This window comes from Rhizobium quercicola, assembly GCF_021168455.1.
Classification (GTDB): Bacteria; Pseudomonadota; Alphaproteobacteria; order Rhizobiales; family Rhizobiaceae; genus Ferranicluibacter; species Ferranicluibacter quercicola.
The window spans coordinates 119,095-135,193 of sequence record NZ_JAJOZR010000009.1 but is presented as its reverse complement, the minus strand read 5'-3'; the positions used below and the strand labels follow the sequence as shown (position 1 = coordinate 135,193).

The following is a 16,099-nucleotide window of genomic DNA, read 5'->3' as shown; positions in this document are numbered from 1 at the left end:
TTTCATCCCTAGAATACGCTACTGCAGAGGGTCTTCGCCGGTCGATCGAACGCCACACCTGCAGCCATGGGCATGTGTGCCGGTCGACAATGTCGTCTTCCGCGATGCCGAGCTCAGGATAACAGGAGGGCGTGCGTGCAGCCTGCGACATCACCCAAGGGGCAAGCTCCGGATATTGCGGCGCAGGTTACGTTTGCGATGCGGATCATGGGCATTGCCCCGATCCCGCGGAATTACGAGCTCTATTACGAAGCCTATATCGGCTCCAACCCGCGGCTGACGAAAGAGCTGGCCGCGCTGGGCAGCAAGGCGACGCAGGAAGAACTGGACGAGATCGGCGCCCGCTACTTCGCGCATATCCACCATGCCGCCGGCGTCGAGCGCGCGCATAGCCGCCTTGCGGCTCAGCTGAACGATCTGCTGGCCCTGATGCGCGACGAGCAGTTCGCGCTCGAAAGCTACAATCGGGTGCTCGGCGAGACCGCCGACAACATCAACAACAAGAGTGCCGCGAGCGTCGAAATCCTGCGCAGCGCGATGACCCTGCTCTCTCGGGCCACCGAGGATACGATGAGCCAGGGCAAGGAACTGGTCGAGAACGTCTCCCTGAAATCGGTGGAGATGGATGTCATCCGGCAGGAGCTCGACGAGTACAAGCGGATCGCCAACACCGATTCCCTGACCCGTCTCGCCAACCGCCGCGCCTTCGACGAGAAGCTGTCGTCCGTCTACAATTCGGATCAGATCAGGACCTATACCGGGCTGCTGATCGCCGATATCGACCATTTCAAGAAGGTCAACGACACGTTCGGCCACCCCGTGGGCGACAAGATCCTTGCGACGGTCGGGACGGTCATCCGCTCGAACCTGCGCCGCGAAGCCTTCGTCGCGCGCACCGGCGGCGAGGAGTTCGCCATCATCCTCAACGACCAGACCGTCGAGGAATGCGTGCAGGTCGCAGACCGCATCCGCACCGCATTGGCCAACACGCCGTTCAAGAATTCGAAGACGGGCGTGAACTATGGCCCGATCACGCTCTCCATCGGCGTTTGCCAAGCCTCCCTCGCGGAAGACCCGGTCGATCTCTACAACAAGGCCGACGTGGCGCTCTACTGCGCCAAGAATGCCGGACGCAACCGGACCATGCTGTTCGAGGACGGCATGAAGAAGGATACCGGCCGCAACTGGCTTCTCTATCGCCGTTAGAGCGCCACCCGTCATTCATGATGCGCAAATATCTATGTAACTTATTAAATTTTCTGCGTATTTTTATCCTCAAGCCGATTCCGGCTTAAGGCATTCTGCAGTGAGATCGATCGAGAACGACGGTCAGGCCATCGTGCCCTGCTGCTCGGCGAGCAGGCGAAGGCATTCCTCGAAGGCGGCGAGATCGGTGTAGAGCGCGTCGGCTGCCGCATTGCTCACCACGAGCGCGCCGCCACGGGCGGCGATGCCACCGTCCAGCATCAGATTGTCCGCCATGTCGAAATTTTCGATGGAGATACCGTCGGGCCCGCGATGCCGGCCGTCCGACGTCTCGCGGATGTCTCCGCCGTAATAGGCCGAACAGCGGTCGTAATGCGATCGGGCGACGTTCGTATAGGCATAGACCAGTTTGCCCTGCGCGCACATGAATCCGACCTCGAAGGCCGTGCCGACATCGGCGGCGACGCCGCGGAACGGGGTGAGGTTGGCGATGACCGCATCGGCCGCGCGCATCATCCCCTCGTTGACCTGGCTGATCGCCAGACCCATGCCGAACTTCGTCTCGGCCGGGGGAATGGCGAGATCGCCCGGGCTCAGCGGTTCGAAACCCGCCGCCCTCGCCCGCTCGGCCTTAATATCGAGGATCTCCCGCGCATTGGGCAGGAAGACTTCGGGACCGGCGAGATAGACTTTCAGGGACATTGTTCTTCCAGCTCCAGAGAGGTTCGATGCGGGTTCAACGCACGGATTTCAGCGTCAGGTATTCCCAGACGGCGACAATGACGAGGATGACGAAGGAAACGATCAGGAGGATATGCGGCTCGACCACGAGGGCGAGCGGTGCGGCCAGCACGAGCAGCCCTATGCCCGCGAGATGGGAGACCGACAGGCGGGGCGCGACCGAGCTCTTGATCCAGATGTTTCCGGCGAGAAAGACGATGGGACCGCCGATGATGGCACTGGCGGTCTTCAGGTCGATCGCGCCATGGGGATGGGCGAGCACGAACTCGTCCGCGACAGCGCAGAGGATGATACCCGCGACGACGGGGATATGGGCGTAGGTGAAGATGGTGCGCGCGACTTCGCCGGGCGATTCGTCGCTCTCGATCTGCGCCGCCGCCCGCTCCTGCCCGAACCGGAAATAGATCCACCACATGGTGACGGTCGATCCGAAGCTGCTGATGGCGAGAACGAAGACGAGCGGCGTCACCTCCATTTCGGCAAGGGTGCGGCCGGTCACGAGAATCGTCTCACCGAGGCAGATCAGGACGAAGAGTGCGCAGCGTTCGGCCATGTGCGCGCCCAGAACGTCCCAATCGTCGAATTCAGAACGACCCAATCCGGGCACCCGGAAGCCGACGGCCGGGGAGATGTATTCGATGGTCAGTGCCGCGATCCAGATGAAGAGCTGCGCCTCGCCGCCGATCAGCGCGCCGGCGATCCAGAACACGCCGGAGAGAATCAGCCAACAGGTGATGCGAAGAAAATCGCGCGCATTATCCGGACTGTGGCCGTGCATCGCGTAGACGGTGAACAGCGACCGGCCGACCTGCATGGCGACATAGGAGATGGCGAACAGCAGCGCCTTGTCGCCGAAGGCGTCGTTGATGGCGGTCGAAAGCAGCAACGCACCGAACATCAGGGCGAACAGCATGGCCCGCACCGGCATCCGGTCGGGATCGAGCCAGTTCGTGACCCAGGTTGTGAAGATCCAGACCCACCAGACGGCCAGAATCATCAGAAGCGCTTCGAGCGCGCCCATGAGGGAGTAGTGACCGGCAAGTGTGTGCGACAGCTGGATCAGCGAGAAGACGAAGACCAGATCGAAGAACAGCTCGGGAAAGGCGACCTTGTCGTCCTCGCCCTCGCGACGCTCGCGCATCCAGCCGGCCCGATCCCGCAGCGACTGGAAGAGCGTGCTCATCGCACCGCGCCTTCCTTCGTGTCCCGCCCGCCGGGAGCCGGACCACGGTCGAGCCCCTTGGCGCCGAGCTCCTCCTCGTAGGCGGCAAAAAGCGTTGTGCCGTCGGTGCTGAGCTCCCGCAGGTAGTTCCAGGTGAAGATGCCGGTGTCGTGGCCGTCGTCGAAGGCGATCCGGACGGCGTAGTTCCCCGTCGGCGTCATCGCTGATATGGCGACGTTACGCTTTCCGGGCACGGTGACCTTCTGGCCCGGGCCATGGCCCTGGACTTCCGCCGACGGCGACAGCACGCGCAGCATTTCGGCTGGAAGGATGCCGGCAACGCCGTCGTTGAAGGTGACGGTCAGCGTCCTGCGGTCCTTGGAGACACGCAATTCTTTCGGCCAGATCTCGCTCGTCATGTCCGTCCTTCCGCGCCCGGCACGCCGTGCGCTATCCGCCGCTTGATTTTTCAGAGACCTAGCGCAGTTTCCCCCTCAAGGAAACTGACACCCCCGCTTTGCAGAGCGTCATCGCAGGCCGCCCGCCACAGCCGGCCTTGACGCATCTCGTCCCAGGCACGATGTTTGTGGGCAGGACGACGGAGACGCTTGTGAACACCATCATCATCGACAGACGCCCGATCGACAAGCGCGGAGCCGTGGCGCTCGCGCACTCCACCGCACCGATGATCGATCCGTTCGGCCGTGCGGTCACCTACCTGCGCGTGTCGGTCACCGACCGCTGCGATTTCCGCTGCACCTACTGCATGGCGGAGAATATGAACTTCCTGCCGAAGAAGGATCTTCTGACGCTGGAAGAGCTGGAGCGCATCTGTTCCGCCTTCATCGAAAAGGGTGTGCGCAAGCTGCGTCTCACCGGCGGCGAACCGCTGGTGCGCAAGAACATCATGCATCTCGTGCGGGCGCTTGGCAGAAAGATCCAGGAGGGAACGCTGGACGAGCTGACCCTGACCACCAACGGCTCGCAGCTCGCGCGTTACGCGCAGGAACTGGCGGACGCCGGCGTGAAGCGCATCAACGTGTCGATGGACACGCTCGACCCGGTGAAGTTCCGGGAGATCACCCGCTGGGGGGATCTGTCGAAAGTGCTCGAGGGCATCGATGCGGCGCAGGCGGCGGGCATTCATGTGAAGATCAACGCCGTCGCCCTCAAGGGCTTCAACGATCTCGAGATTCCCGACATGATCCGCTGGGCGCACAGTCGCGGCATGGACCTGACGCTGATCGAGACCATGCCCATGGGTGAGATCGAAGAGGACCGGACGGATCGCTACATGCCGCTGTCGGAGATGCGCGACCGGCTTTCGACGATCTTCACCCTCACCGACAATGCCTATGCCACCGGCGGCCCGGCGCGATACATGACGGTCGCGGAAACCGGCGGGCGGCTCGGCCTCATCACGCCGATGACGCATAATTTCTGCGAAAGCTGCAACCGGGTGCGGCTGACCTGCACCGGCACGCTCTATATGTGCCTCGGGCAGAACGATGCCGCCGATCTGCGCGCCGCCGTTCGCGCCTCTTCCGAGGACGTGCTTCTGTCACAGGTGATCGACGAGGCGATCGGCCGCAAGCCGAAGGGTCACGACTTCATCATCGACCGCACGCAGAACCGCCCGGCCGTCGCGCGGCACATGAGTGTGACGGGCGGTTGACGTGACCGCAGACGGACCGCGCTCCATCCTCGGCGTCGTCCTCGCCGGCGGCCTGTCGCGCCGTATGGGGCGGGACAAGGCGGCCCTGCCCCTTGCCGGCATCCCGCTTGCCGACCGCGCCCTTGAGCGGCTGCGGCCGCAAGTGACCACCCTCGCCTACAACGGTGCCCGCGCCTTTCCGGGACTGGCCCCGGATATCGAAGCCATTCCCGACGCGGTGCCGGGGGCGTTCGGTCCGCTTGCGGGCATTCTCGCCGGGTTGCGTCTCGGACAATCCCGCGACATCCCGCTAGTCGTCAGCGTTCCCGTGGATGCGCCATTTTTCCCGCATACCTTCGTAAACCGGCTTCTCGAAGCCCTCGAAGAGACCAACAGCGTCATTGCCGTGGCCGCATCGCGGGACACGCTGCATCCCGTCTTCGCGCTCTGGTCCTCGTCGCTTGCCGACGATCTGGAGCGTTTCATCGCAACCGATACCAAGCGACGGGTCCGCGGCTTCATCGAGCGGCATGCCCATGTCGTCGTCGATTTTCCGGCGACGGGAGGGGCTTCCGGGGATATCGATCCCTTCACGAACATGAACAGGCCGGGAGATATCGAGATGATCGAGCGGATGCTGTCCCGCAAGGGGATGGCGGAGCAATGACGGCACCGAAGATTTTCGGCATCGCCGGCTGGAAAAACTCCGGAAAGACGGGGCTTGCCGTGCGGCTGGTGACAGAGCTCACGGCGCGGGGTTACAAGGTTTCCACCGTGAAGCATGCCCATCATGATTTCGACATCGACAAGATCGGCGCCGACAGCTGGCGGCATCGCGAGGCCGGGGCGCATGAGGTGACGATCGTGTCCGGCACCCGCTTTGCGATCATGCATGAGCTTCGCGGCGAACCGGAGCCGTCCTTCGCCGACATTCTCGCACGTCTCGCCCCCTGCGATCTCGTTCTCATCGAAGGCTACAAGCGCGAGCCGATCCCCAAGATCGAGGCGCGACGGCTGGAGGCGAAGAATCGTGAGCCGCTTGCGCCCGGCGACCCGCACATCCTCGCCATCGCATCCGATCACGCCGTTCCCGACGCCACCCTGCCCGTGTTCGATCTCGACGACACCGGCGTCATCGCCGATTTCGTGGAGGCGACCTGTGGGCTCAGGCGGCCATGAAACGAAGGCTCAGTTGACGGTCGCGTTGCTGCCGTTCTCGGGGACGGCGTCGAGCCGCACGAATTCGTAACCCTTCGCCTTCAAGGCCAGAATGCCCGCCGCAACGCCCTCGCCGGCCGCATGCGTCGGCTGATTGATATGCGAGATGATGACATCGCCGTCTCGCGCGCCGGCGATCCGCCGCGTGGCCATCTTCGCGCCCAGCAACGATCCGTCGTCGCCATTCAGCGAGTAGCCCGCAACATCGAAACCGAGGGACCGGATCTGGGCGATGGACGAAGCCGTGTATTTGGCCGTGGCGCCGCGGAACCAGTGGGGCTGCGGTGCGCCGCTGGCGACGAGCGCCTTGGCCCCTCCCATGACTTCGGCCTCCACGGCCTGCGCCGAACCGGCCGAGGCGATGCCGTAGACCGGCACCGGACGATCGATGGCCGGGACATGCATGGCACCGTGGTTTTCCAACTCGAACAGATCGGCATGCGCGCGGAAGATCGCGAACGTCTCCGCATTTCGCTTAAGCCACCGTTCGGTGATGAAGATCGTCGCCGGGATGCGGTTTTCGATGAGGACGGACAGGATCCGCTGGTCCGCAAGTCCCATGCAGGCGTCGAAGGTCAGCGCCACGCGCGGCGTCCTGTCGCCTGCCGCAACGTGCAGCTTCGGCTCCAAAAGGCCGTCCCGCGCCATGGCCGGCACGGACAGGCCGAGGGCGGCAAGAAGGGGCAGAAGGAAAATGGGTCTCATGAGGCGTCCAGACGAAAAGAACCCGGCGCGACGAGCACCGGGTTCCCTATCTTCAGAGCCTCGAACATGGCGAAATCTGGGCAGGCGACCGTTCTTGGCCGCCCGCCTTTCCCCTCGATCCCTTACTTCTGGGCCACGGGCCGGACGAGCGGGGTGACGCGGCGAATGGTGACGCGACGGTTTTCCTGCTCTGCTTCCGACGTGCGGACCTTGAGGAAGCGCTCGCCGTAACCCTGTGTGACCAGGTTTTCCGGCGGGATCTCGTAGACGTCCGTCAGCAATGCCGCGACCGATTCGGCACGCTCGTCCGAGAGGACGAGGTTCGACTGGTCGGAGCCGACCGCATCCGTATGACCTTCGATCAGGAAGGTTTCGCCGGGGTCCTTGTCGATGACCTCCAGCATGGCGTCCGCCACCTTGCGCAGGGTCTTGGCCTGCGACATCGGAACTTCCGCGCTGCCCGTTGCGAAGGTGATCGTATCCAAATCGATACGGCGCACCTTGTCGCGGATACGGGCGGAGTTGCGGACTTCATCGAGCGAATAGGTCCGCTCGACCCGTTCGACCGGCGGCTCGGCCAGGAAGTCGTAATAGTCGCGATCCGGCTCCGTCGAGGTGTCGATGATATAGTCGCGCACCGGCACCGTCAGGCGCATGGGCGGCAGATCCTCGCCGACATCGTAGCGCGGCGGACGCTTTTCTTCATCGACTTCCGGCGCATAGACCATCAGGTACTCTTCGCCGTCGCTGTTGATACGCGTGCGCTGGATGACGTCGCCATAGCGATTGTAGATCGTCACGACGCGCATGCCGTTCGGCCGCTCGATGACCTCGCGGGTGCGGCCGCGCGGCAGCTCCTCGTAATAGGTCTCGCGGGCATCGCGACGCAGGCGCGGACGGTCGTCGCTGCGCACGACGATCTCGTCGCCGAAATCGAGCACGGTGCGGTTGTTGCGCGACTCTTCGATCCGCGGACGTTGACCCGTCAGCGCGTCGATGAGATCGCCGGCATCGAATTCCGGCGCCCGGTCGATGCGGCGGCCGCGTTCGTTGATGGCCGCGTTCAGCTCCTCGCGGTCCGGCCGGCGTTCGCGGTGATCCGACTGGGCGTCGGCATCGGTGCGCGGCGGCGGCTGGTTGTCGCGTTCCTGGCGAACCTGCTCGCGCTCGCGGCGGCGGCGGTCGCGGGTGTCGTCGTTGCCGCGATTGTCGGCATCCTTGTCACTGTCGAGCACGGCGGCACCGTTCTCGACCGGCAGGACGACCGTCTCATCGCTCTTCGACGGGTCGCGCGCCAGTTTCTCACGCTCCTCGCGCGAACGTGTGTCGACGACGTCCCGCGCGGGGCGGTCCCGGTTCGCGCGGTTGTCGCCCGCCTGTGCAGGATCAGCGCCATTCGGTTCCACACCCGGACGTGCCGGATCCTCCGCCTGCTGGCCATCGGCCTCGCGCTGCTTGCGGCGTTCGGCGCGGATGCGGGCCCGCTCTTCGTCGGTCATGTCGCCGGACGCCGGCTGCTCGGCCGTGTCGCCCGGCTGGGCCTGCTGGGTACCATCCTGCTGGCCGTTCAGACGTTCGGCTTCCCGCTTGCGAATGCGCTCCTCGCGCTGGCGCTTGCGTTCGGCAGCATCCGGTGCGTCTGCGTCCTGCCCCGTCTGGCGCGGCCGGGTCGCATCGAGATCGGACGGCTTGATCTGCTCCGGCGTGTCAGCGCCGTCCTGCTTTTTCTGCTGCTCGGCCTCGCGCTGTTTGCGACGCTCCTCGCGGCTCTGGCGCGGTGCCTGACCATCGAGGTCCGGCATCGGCTGACCCTCTGGCTGGGCCTGCTCGCCATTCTGCTTCTGCTGTTCGGCCTCGCGTTGCTTGCGACGCTCTTCGCGGCTCGGGCGCGGCGTGTCCTCGCCCGAAGGCTGGGCCTGCGGCTGTTCGCCGTTCTGCTGCTGCTCGGCTTCGCGCTGCTTGCGGCGCTCCTCGCGGCTCGGGCGCGGCGTGTCCTCGCCCGAAGGCTGGGCCTGCGGCTGTTCGCCGTTCTGCTGCTGCTCGGCCTCGCGCTGCTTGCGACGCTCCTCGCGGCTCGGGCGGGGGGTGTCCTCGCCGGACGGCTCGGCCTGGCGCTGCTGCTGTTCTTCCGCTGGCTGCTCGGCCTCCCGCTGCTTGCGGCGCTCTTCGCGGCTGGGGCGGCCTTCGCCGCTTTCGGACGGTTCGGCCTGTCCCTGCGGCGCTGCCTCCTGCTGTCCCTCGGCAGGCCTGCGCTTGCGGGGCAGTTCCTCTTCGGGATCGGCCTGAGCGACCTGGAACGGCTTCATCTGAGCGTCGGCGAGCGCCGGCTGCAGGCCGATTGTCATGGTCAACAGCGGCATTGCCACGGTTGCGAAAAGCTTGGATCGAATGGTCATGGTGTCTCCTCCTGAGAGAGATCCCGTTCTTGTTCTTGTCGACCGGCACCGATGATCCGGGCCGGCATACGCTTGAACGCCGCGTGACGGACGGTCGCAGCCTTCGCTGCGATCCATGGCCCGAGCGGTAGCAACAGGCGCATGAATTGGCGATGAATGCCGCGTTCACCCGGCGGACATAGGCTTTCCGCGTCATCCCGCCAGAGCGTGTGCACGCTTTTCTCCGCGTGCGCTTTTCCTGTTGCTTTTGCGAACGGGTGACGGAATATCGCAACCGAAGCCACCGTTCACGGTCGCTTGCGAATGGCCCGGGACACGAAGAACAAGCCGGGCCTGCGCCAACAGAGAGGATCGACATGCCTATCGCCAAACGTTTCACCATGGCTGCCGCTGCGGCCGTTTTCGCCCTTGCCGCCAGCACCGCGCTTGCCGCCGGCGAAAAGATCACCATCGGCACAGAAGGCGCCTACCCGCCCTTCAACGTTCTGGAAGCCGACGGCTCCCTGACCGGCTTCGACATCGACATCGCCAAGGCGCTCTGCGTCGAGATGAAGGCCGAGTGCACCTTCGTCACCCAGGATTGGGACGGCGCCATTCCCGCCCTGATCGCCAAGAAGTACGACGCCTTCATCGCCTCCATGTCGATCACGGCCGAGCGCAAGCAGCAGGTCGACTTCTCGGAAAAGTACTACAACACGCCGCCGGCCATCGCCGTGCCCAAGGATAGCCCGATCACCGAGGCGACCGAAGCCGGTCTCGACGGCAAGACGCTGGGCGCGCAGTCCTCCACGACCCATTCGAACTATGCCGAAGCGCATATGAAGAAGGCCGAGCTGAAGCTCTATCCGACCTCCGACGAGTACAAGCTCGACATCGCCAACGGCCGTATCGACGCCGTCATCGACGACGTCGTGGTTCTCTCGGAATGGCTGAAGACCACGGACGGCGACTGCTGCAAGCTGCTCGGCACGCTGCCGATCGACCCGGTCATCAACGGCGAAGGCGCCGGCATCGCGCTGCGCAAGGGCGACAACGATCTGCGCGAAAAGTTCAACGCGGCGATCAAGGCCATCCGCGCCAACGGCAAGTACAAGGAGATCAACGACAAGTACTTCTCCTTCGACGTCTACGGCGGCTAATTCCCCGGCTCGTCCGAAATCCTGCGGCGGGAGCTTGCCCTCCCGCCGTTTTTGTTTGACAAACGATGCCGTAAGCAAGAGGCGCCCAACAAGAAGCGCCTCAAGGGGACAGACCAGACGATGAGCGGAATCATGGCCGCGCTTTCCTCCGCCGTGTCGTGGCTCGGCGCCACGCTCGATCCGTGGTGCGGACCGATCGGCATTTTCCGCCTTCTCGCCGGCAACACCCTGCTCGCCTGCGGCGATGCCGGCTGGGGCGACGAGATCGGCTACGGCTTTCTCATCACCGCATCGCTGGCGATCGCCACTCTACCGGTCGGCCTTGCGCTCGGCTTCTGCGTCGCGATGGGCAAGCAGTCGAGCGAGAAATCGCTGCGCCTGTCCTCCGATATCTACACCACCATTTTCCGCGGCCTGCCCGAACTGCTGACGCTGTTCATCGTCTATTACGGCCTGCAGATCGTCGCGCAGCAGGTCCTCGCCGGCGTCGGCTACTCCGGGCCGGTCGAGATCAACGCCTTTTTCGCGGGCATCGTCGCGCTCGGGGTCGTCTTCTCGGCCTATTGCTCCGAGGTCCTGCAATCCGCCTTCAAGGCCATTCCCCGAGGGCAGTACGAGGCGGGCGACGCGCTCGGCTTCAGCCGGGGAAAGACCATGCGGCTGATCGTGCTGCCGCAGCTTTTCCGCATCGCCCTGCCCGGCCTCGGCAATCTCTGGATGGCGCTTCTGAAGGATACGGCCCTCGTCTCCGTCATCGGCCTGCCGGATATCCTGCGCCAGACCGGTGTTGCCGCGCGCGTGACCAAGCAGGCGTTCGAATTCTTCGGGCTTGCCTGCATCCTGTTCCTGCTGCTCGCCGCAGCATCCTCCGTCGTGTTCTCCGCCCTGGAGCGGTGGGCGCACCGTTCGGAGGTGGCGCGATGAGTGCGACACCGCCGCTTCCGCCCGCAGGCGCGCCGCCGGCGCTCGATACCGACATGCCGGCTTCCGGCGTCCGCCCGGTGCAGGCCTTCGTTTCAGCGGACCTCCTTCCGCCGCTGCCGGCTCCTCGCGACGCGGCACGTCCCTACACGCTGTCGCGCCTGTTCGGCCGCATCCTTCTCGGCGTCTGGCTGGCGGTCTTCGTCGGCCTCGGCATGCTGATCGTCGGCGGGTTCGATCCGGAGAAATTCCAGCGCTACGGACCCGGCTACATCTCCGGCCTCGGCGTCACGCTCGGCCTCGTCTCGACCTCCATCGTGCTCGGCGCGCTTCTCTCGCTGCCGGTCGCGCTCGGCCGCATGTCGAAGAACAAGGTCGCGAACTGGATCGCCTATGTCTACGTCTATTTCTTCCGCGGCACGCCGGTCATCATGCAGCTGTTCCTCATCTATTACGGCCTTGGGAGCTTCCGGCCGCAGCTGACGGAGATCGGGCTCTGGTGGTTCTTCCGCGAGGCCTGGTACTGCGCGCTTCTGACCTTCGTGCTGAACACGGCGGCCTATCAGGCGGAGATCCTGCGCGGCGCGATCGAAAGCGTGCCGCGCGGCCAGCACGAAGGTGCGGCCTCGCTCGGCCTGTCGCAGCGCATCGCCTTCTTCAAGATCATCCTGCCGCAGGCATTGATCGTTGCCCTTCGTCCCTATGGCAACGAGATCATTCTCATGATCAAGGCATCGGCCATCGTCGCGATCGTGACCGTGTTCGACCTCATGGGCGAAACCCGCCGCGCCTTCTCGCGCACCTTCGACTACCAGACCTACCTCTGGGCCGCGATCTTCTACCTGATCATGGTCGAAGCGCTGCGCAATCTCTGGGTCTGGCTGGAGAACCGGCTGACCCGCCACCTGAAGCGCTGACATGCGAAACAATGGCAGCACTCTCGACCGGATGCTGCCAACCCTCTGGTAAGACACGATATTTTTTGTCACGCCGATGTCATTAAGACTTGCTTAACCATTCGGGCGCTTCATTCTAGAGACCGTCATTCAGCAAAGATGAGGTTTCGCATGGCATCTGACATGGAACTGCAGCTGAAAGGGTACGGCCTCACCACGGCTGAGATCCTCTACCGTATGCCGGATCGCCAGGCGATCCTGCAGAGCTACATCTGGCAGCATTACGATCTGGCCCCCCACTTCCCCGAAATGAAACGCTTCCTGCAGTTCTGGCAGGAAACGCTGGACGGGCCGCTCCATTCGGTGCGCTACGTTCACCGCAAGCTGATATCGGCCGGCGACTGGCGCGCTTTAAAGGGCGAATTCATCATCAACTGATGCGCTGCTGACGACGCGTCACATCGAAGTCCCGTCGCTGGATCGGGATTGCCATTCGGCAATGCCCATCCTACAAAGCGCGCATGCAAAAGAAGATCGACGAAGAAGCTTTGGCCGAGGCCTATAACCGCGCTCTCGCGCTCGAAAAATCCGGCGATGTCGAGGCGGCGGTCGCGGCCTATGGCGAGGTGCTGGCACTGGACCCGGACGATCACGGCGGTGCCGCCGTGCGCATCGCCTCCATGGGCCGCGGCGAAACGCCCGACAAGGCCCCGGACGCCTATGTCACCACCCTGTTCGACCAGCATGCCGACGTGTTCGAGGACGTGCTGGTGGAACAGCTCGGCTATTCCGTGCCGATGATGGTCCGCCAGCGGCTGCAGGCGCTCGGGCTCGGGCCCTTCAGGAGCCTGCTCGACCTCGGCTGCGGCACGGGGCTGACCGGCGGCGCGCTACGCGATATGGCCGAACACCTGACCGGCGTCGATCTCTCGGAAAACATGGTCGAGATCGCCCATGAGAAGGATCTCTACGACGCGCTTTATGTCGGCGAAGCCGTGGATTTTCTCGAGGACAACGAAGACGGGCCGTTCGACCTCGTCACCGCGACGGATGTCCTGCCCTATCTCGGCGGGCTCGAGGCGCTGTTCTTCGCGGCGGCCGAGACCATGGAGCCGGGCGGCCTGTTCATCTTCTCCAGCGAGACCTTGCCGGACGACGTGTTCGCCGGCCGCCGCTTCATGGTGGGGCCGCACCAGCGGTTCGCGCATGCGCGGGACTACGTTCTCGAGCGGCTGGAGGCGACCGGGTTCGATCTGGTCGATCTGACGGATATCACCGTGCGCATGGAAGACGGCGCGCCGATTGCCGGTCATCTCGTCTTGGCGCGGCTGCGCCAGCCTTCTGCAGCCGACGCCTGATTCTCTCGACAGCCTCAAGGAGCCTCCTATGGCCAAAGTCGCCTTCATCGGTCTCGGTGTCATGGGGTACCCCATGGCCCGCCATCTCGCCGTCAAGGGCGGCCACGAGCTGACCGTCTACAACCGCACAGCGGCGAAGGCCGAGACGTGGGTGTCCGAAAACCGCGGCACCGCAGCGGCGACGCCGGCCGAAGCGGCGCGCGATGCGGATTTCGTGTTCTGCTGCGTCGGCAACGATGACGACCTGCGGTCGGTCACCACGGGCGCGGACGGCGCGTTCGAGACGCTGCGGGCCGGCGCGATCTTCATCGACAACACCACGGCCTCCGCCGAAGTTGCACGCGAACTGGACGCCGCCGCCCGGGCGCGGGGCGCGCATTTCCTCGACGCGCCTGTGTCCGGCGGCCAGGCGGGTGCGGAAAACGGTGTTCTCACCGTCATGTGCGGCGGCGATTCGGCGGTGTTCGAACGCGCCCGGCCTGTCATCGATGCCTATGCGCGCATGGTCGGGCTGATGGGACCGGCCGGCAGCGGCCAGCTGACCAAGATGGTCAACCAGATCTGCATTGCGGGCCTCGTCCAGGGACTGGCGGAAGCCGTGCATTTCGGCAAGAGCGCCGGGCTCGACATGGAGGCCGTGGTGGAGGTGATCTCCAAGGGTGCGGCCGGTTCCTGGCAGATGGAAAACCGCCACAAGACGATGATCGCCGGCAAGTACGACTTCGGCTTCGCCGTCGACTGGATGCGCAAGGACCTCGACATCGTGCTGACCGAAGCCCGCCGCAACGGCGCCAAGCTTCCGGTCACCGCGTTGGTCGATCAGTTCTACGGCGAGGTGCAGGCCATGGGCGGCAAGCGCTGGGATACGTCGTCGCTTCTCGCGCGGCTGGAAAAGAAGTAGGCGCGCCCCCGCGCCTGCTTCCCCCGATCCGTGCGCGAAGATCAGTCCTCCTGGGACTTTGCCTGTTCCAGGATCATGTAGTCGAGCGGCATCTGCGTCGTGTACTTGATCTGCTCCATGGCGAAGGCCGAGGACACGTCGCGGATCTCGATCTTGGCGATCAGGCGCTTGTAGAAGGCATCATAGGCCGCGATGTCCGGGACCACGACGCGCAAGAGGTAATCGACGTCGCCGCTCATGCGGTAGAGTTCGACCACTTCGGGAAACTCTCCCACGACCTCGGAGAACCGCCGCAGCCACTCGATCGAGTGAGCATTGGTGCGGATCGACACGAAGACCGTGACCTTGGTGTTGATCTTCGCCGGATCGAGCAGGGCGACGCGGCCACGGATCACGCCCTCTTCTTCCATCTTCTGGATGCGGCGCCAGCACGGCGTGGTCGACAGGCCAACCTTCTTGGCCAGGTCGGCAACGGCAAGTGTCGAATCTTCCTGCAGAAGTCGCAGGATCTTGCGATCGAGACGATCCATTTCAATAGCCCCCTTTCGAATATTATTTCTTCTATAGCGTCAAAAGGGGCCAATGCCAGAGTGAAATCTTACGATATCCGCAATGCAATTTCAGCACGGAGCACCGGCAGCAGTTCGGCCTCGAACCAGGGATTCCGTTTCAGCCATGGCGTATTGCGCCAGCTGGGGTGTGGCAGAGGCAGCATCTTCAGTCCCTCCACCCGCTCGAACGTCCGCCGCCAGTCCGCCACCGTCGCCGTCATCGAGGCCTGCCGCTTCGTGCCGAGATGATAGGCCTGCGCATAGGCGCCGATGACGAGAATGAGGGAGGCGTTCGGCACGGCGGCAAGCGCCGTTTCCCGCCAGACCGGTGCGCATTCCCGCCGGGGCGGGATATCGCCGCCATGCCTGTCGTAACCGGGGAAGCAGAAACCCATGGGAACGATGGCGAAATTGTCGGGATCGTAGAAGGTCGGCCGGTCCACGCCGAGCCAGTCGCGCAGCCGGTTGCCGGAGGGATCGTCGAAGGGCACGCCGCTGACATGCGCGCGCATGCCGGGCGCCTGGCTCGCGATCAGGATGCGCGCTTTTGCCGAGAGCACGAAGATGGGCCGGGGCTCATGCGGCAGCGGCGCGCCGAAAACCGGTGCGTCACGACAGATGCGGCAGGCCGCGATCGCAGCCGAGCAGCGATCGATCTCGTCTCTGGTCGGTGTCAGCGGGATATCCATACGGTCTCGATACGGCGCAGCAGGGCCTTGATCCAATCCCCATCGATATGGGGCAGCTCGGCCATTCCGCCATGGCGGGCGCGCCAATCCTGCGGTCGATCGAAGGTACCGGCCCAGAGACCGGCCCGGTTTGCGCGCGCCTCGGCCTCCTCGGCGGCGTAGTCACCGAAGGCAACGGCAAAACCGTCCGCAACCATGCGGGCGTTGAGGTCTTCTCCTCCAGCCGCGCAGACCGCCAGCCGCCGGCCGTAGCGGTCGTCCGCCCGACCTTCGCACAGGACCGCGGTCGTACCGATCAGCCGCGCGAGATGCCGTCGCGCCTCCTGCCCGCAGGCCCAGGTCTCGCCGTCGCGTTCGCAGGTCTGCGCGCCCTCGGGCGCATCGATGCCGATGAGGCGAATGCGATCCCGCCCGAGGGCGAGCGTGTCCCCATCGACCACGCGCGGCTGGCCGGTCACCGTTTCGCCCTCACCAGCAAGCCGGTTGGCAGCAAGCCAGACGAGCCCCAGGAAGAGGATCGTCAGCAGACCATCCAAGATCAGCGACCGCTGCCGGCCTACCA

The 16,099-nt window shown here is 64.6% G+C and carries 18 protein-coding genes; 10 read left to right on the top strand and 8 right to left on the bottom strand.

Features of this window, described 5'->3' with window-relative positions; all coding sequences use genetic code 11:
- The first annotated feature begins 135 nt into the window (after positions 1-135).
- Positions 136-1,206: a GGDEF domain-containing protein gene (locus LRX75_RS15220; RefSeq protein ID WP_231815603.1), complete on the top strand. Its 1,071-nt coding sequence runs from the start codon at positions 136-138 to the stop codon at positions 1,204-1,206.
- 123 nt (positions 1,207-1,329) lie between these two features.
- Here the strand turns inward: LRX75_RS15220 and LRX75_RS15215 are convergent, their stop codons facing one another.
- The 3 genes from LRX75_RS15215 to LRX75_RS15205 are packed head-to-tail and all read right to left on the bottom strand — an operon-like array spanning position 1,330 to position 3,528.
- Positions 1,330-1,908, bottom strand: a complete 579-nt coding sequence (locus LRX75_RS15215) for a nucleoside 2-deoxyribosyltransferase (RefSeq protein WP_231815602.1) — start codon at positions 1,906-1,908, stop codon at positions 1,330-1,332.
- Positions 1,909-1,942: 34 nt separating this feature from the next.
- Positions 1,943-3,130 carry a low temperature requirement protein A gene (locus LRX75_RS15210; protein WP_420851209.1) on the bottom strand — a complete coding sequence of 396 codons (1,188 nt, stop codon included), beginning with the start codon at positions 3,128-3,130 and terminating at the stop codon, positions 1,943-1,945.
- Complete coding sequence (locus LRX75_RS15205; protein ID WP_231815601.1) at positions 3,127-3,528, bottom strand: gamma-butyrobetaine hydroxylase family protein; 402 nt, start codon at positions 3,526-3,528, stop codon at positions 3,127-3,129. Before LRX75_RS15205 ends, LRX75_RS15210 begins: the two co-directional genes overlap by 4 nt.
- Before the next feature lie 266 nt (positions 3,529-3,794).
- Between LRX75_RS15205 and moaA the strand changes: the two genes are divergently transcribed.
- From moaA to mobB, 3 genes are read left to right on the top strand one after another with little or no spacing between them, the layout of a single operon-like run.
- Positions 3,795-4,784, top strand: a complete 990-nt coding sequence (moaA, locus tag LRX75_RS15200; RefSeq protein ID WP_231815693.1) for a GTP 3',8-cyclase MoaA — start codon at positions 3,795-3,797, stop codon at positions 4,782-4,784.
- A gap of 1 nt (position 4,785) precedes the next feature.
- On the top strand, positions 4,786-5,430 hold the full coding sequence (gene mobA, locus LRX75_RS15195) for a molybdenum cofactor guanylyltransferase MobA (protein WP_231815600.1): 645 nt from the start codon (positions 4,786-4,788) through the stop codon (positions 5,428-5,430).
- Positions 5,427-5,942 carry a molybdopterin-guanine dinucleotide biosynthesis protein B gene (gene mobB / locus LRX75_RS15190; RefSeq protein ID WP_231815599.1) on the top strand — a complete coding sequence of 172 codons (516 nt, stop codon included), beginning with the start codon at positions 5,427-5,429 and terminating at the stop codon, positions 5,940-5,942. Before mobA ends, mobB begins: the two co-directional genes overlap by 4 nt.
- 9 nt (positions 5,943-5,951) lie before the next feature.
- Here the strand turns inward: mobB and LRX75_RS15185 are convergent, their stop codons facing one another.
- Both LRX75_RS15185 and LRX75_RS15180 read right to left on the bottom strand, forming a co-directional pair.
- Positions 5,952-6,686, bottom strand: a complete 735-nt coding sequence (locus LRX75_RS15185; RefSeq protein ID WP_420851208.1) for a polysaccharide deacetylase family protein — start codon at positions 6,684-6,686, stop codon at positions 5,952-5,954.
- A 122-nt stretch (positions 6,687-6,808) separates the two neighbouring features.
- On the bottom strand, positions 6,809-9,082 hold the full coding sequence (locus LRX75_RS15180) for an OmpA family protein (RefSeq protein WP_231815598.1): 2,274 nt from the start codon (positions 9,080-9,082) through the stop codon (positions 6,809-6,811).
- A gap of 356 nt (positions 9,083-9,438) precedes the next feature.
- Here LRX75_RS15180 and LRX75_RS15175 point away from each other — a divergent pair, with 356 nt between their 5' ends.
- The 6 genes from LRX75_RS15175 to LRX75_RS15150 all read left to right on the top strand — a co-directional run bounded on the left by LRX75_RS15175 (position 9,439) and on the right by LRX75_RS15150 (position 14,297).
- A complete protein-coding gene (locus LRX75_RS15175; protein ID WP_113151978.1) occupies positions 9,439-10,221 on the top strand; it encodes an ABC transporter substrate-binding protein in 783 nt (260 codons plus the stop codon).
- A 120-nt stretch (positions 10,222-10,341) separates the two neighbouring features.
- A complete protein-coding gene (locus LRX75_RS15170) occupies positions 10,342-11,145 on the top strand; it encodes an ABC transporter permease (protein ID WP_231815597.1) in 804 nt (267 codons plus the stop codon).
- Positions 11,146-11,198: 53 nt separating this feature from the next.
- Positions 11,199-12,059, top strand: coding sequence for an ABC transporter permease (locus tag LRX75_RS15165; protein ID WP_231815691.1), 861 nt, complete (start codon positions 11,199-11,201; stop codon positions 12,057-12,059).
- 150 nt (positions 12,060-12,209) lie between these two features.
- Complete coding sequence (locus tag LRX75_RS15160; RefSeq protein ID WP_113151976.1) at positions 12,210-12,476, top strand: usg protein; 267 nt, start codon at positions 12,210-12,212, stop codon at positions 12,474-12,476.
- Positions 12,477-12,559: 83 nt separating this feature from the next.
- Complete coding sequence (locus LRX75_RS15155; RefSeq protein WP_231815596.1) at positions 12,560-13,396, top strand: class I SAM-dependent methyltransferase; 837 nt, start codon at positions 12,560-12,562, stop codon at positions 13,394-13,396.
- 28 nt (positions 13,397-13,424) lie between these two features.
- Positions 13,425-14,297: an NAD(P)-dependent oxidoreductase gene (locus LRX75_RS15150; protein WP_231815595.1), complete on the top strand. Its 873-nt coding sequence runs from the start codon at positions 13,425-13,427 to the stop codon at positions 14,295-14,297.
- A gap of 41 nt (positions 14,298-14,338) precedes the next feature.
- Here LRX75_RS15150 and LRX75_RS15145 read toward each other — a convergent pair whose 3' ends face one another.
- The 3 genes from LRX75_RS15145 to LRX75_RS15135 form a co-directional block, all read right to left on the bottom strand.
- Positions 14,339-14,827 (bottom strand): Lrp/AsnC family transcriptional regulator, encoded by a 489-nt coding sequence (locus tag LRX75_RS15145; protein ID WP_062596499.1) that lies wholly within the window; start codon positions 14,825-14,827, stop codon positions 14,339-14,341.
- A gap of 68 nt (positions 14,828-14,895) precedes the next feature.
- Positions 14,896-15,537: a uracil-DNA glycosylase family protein gene (locus tag LRX75_RS15140; protein ID WP_231815594.1), complete on the bottom strand. Its 642-nt coding sequence runs from the start codon at positions 15,535-15,537 to the stop codon at positions 14,896-14,898.
- A complete protein-coding gene (locus tag LRX75_RS15135) occupies positions 15,522-16,073 on the bottom strand; it encodes a thermonuclease family protein (protein ID WP_231815593.1) in 552 nt (183 codons plus the stop codon). Before LRX75_RS15135 ends, LRX75_RS15140 begins: the two co-directional genes overlap by 16 nt.
- Positions 16,074-16,099: the final 26 nt, after the last annotated feature.

Excerpts from the sequence above, each read along its gene's own strand:
- LRX75_RS15140 (WP_231815594.1), bottom strand. The coding sequence starts at position 15,537 with ATGGATATCCCGCTGACACCGACCAGAGACGAGATCGATCGCTGCTCG.
- LRX75_RS15155 (WP_231815596.1), top strand. The coding sequence starts at position 12,560 with ATGCAAAAGAAGATCGACGAAGAAGCTTTGGCCGAGGCCTATAACCGC.
- LRX75_RS15215 (WP_231815602.1), bottom strand. The coding sequence starts at position 1,908 with ATGTCCCTGAAAGTCTATCTCGCCGGTCCCGAAGTCTTCCTGCCCAAT.
- LRX75_RS15170 (WP_231815597.1), top strand. The coding sequence starts at position 10,342 with ATGAGCGGAATCATGGCCGCGCTTTCCTCCGCCGTGTCGTGGCTCGGC.
- LRX75_RS15150 (WP_231815595.1), top strand. The coding sequence starts at position 13,425 with ATGGCCAAAGTCGCCTTCATCGGTCTCGGTGTCATGGGGTACCCCATG.
- LRX75_RS15160 (WP_113151976.1), top strand. The coding sequence starts at position 12,210 with ATGGCATCTGACATGGAACTGCAGCTGAAAGGGTACGGCCTCACCACG.
- LRX75_RS15145 (WP_062596499.1), bottom strand. The coding sequence starts at position 14,827 with ATGGATCGTCTCGATCGCAAGATCCTGCGACTTCTGCAGGAAGATTCG.
- LRX75_RS15165 (WP_231815691.1), top strand. The coding sequence starts at position 11,199 with ATGCCGGCTTCCGGCGTCCGCCCGGTGCAGGCCTTCGTTTCAGCGGAC.
- LRX75_RS15205 (WP_231815601.1), bottom strand. The coding sequence starts at position 3,528 with ATGACGAGCGAGATCTGGCCGAAAGAATTGCGTGTCTCCAAGGACCGC.
- LRX75_RS15185 (WP_420851208.1), bottom strand. The coding sequence starts at position 6,686 with ATGAGACCCATTTTCCTTCTGCCCCTTCTTGCCGCCCTCGGCCTGTCC.
- LRX75_RS15210 (WP_420851209.1), bottom strand. The coding sequence starts at position 3,130 with ATGAGCACGCTCTTCCAGTCGCTGCGGGATCGGGCCGGCTGGATGCGC.
- mobB (WP_231815599.1), top strand. The coding sequence starts at position 5,427 with ATGACGGCACCGAAGATTTTCGGCATCGCCGGCTGGAAAAACTCCGGA.
- LRX75_RS15180 (WP_231815598.1), bottom strand. The coding sequence starts at position 9,082 with ATGACCATTCGATCCAAGCTTTTCGCAACCGTGGCAATGCCGCTGTTG.
- moaA (WP_231815693.1), top strand. The coding sequence starts at position 3,795 with ATGATCGATCCGTTCGGCCGTGCGGTCACCTACCTGCGCGTGTCGGTC.
- LRX75_RS15175 (WP_113151978.1), top strand. The coding sequence starts at position 9,439 with ATGCCTATCGCCAAACGTTTCACCATGGCTGCCGCTGCGGCCGTTTTC.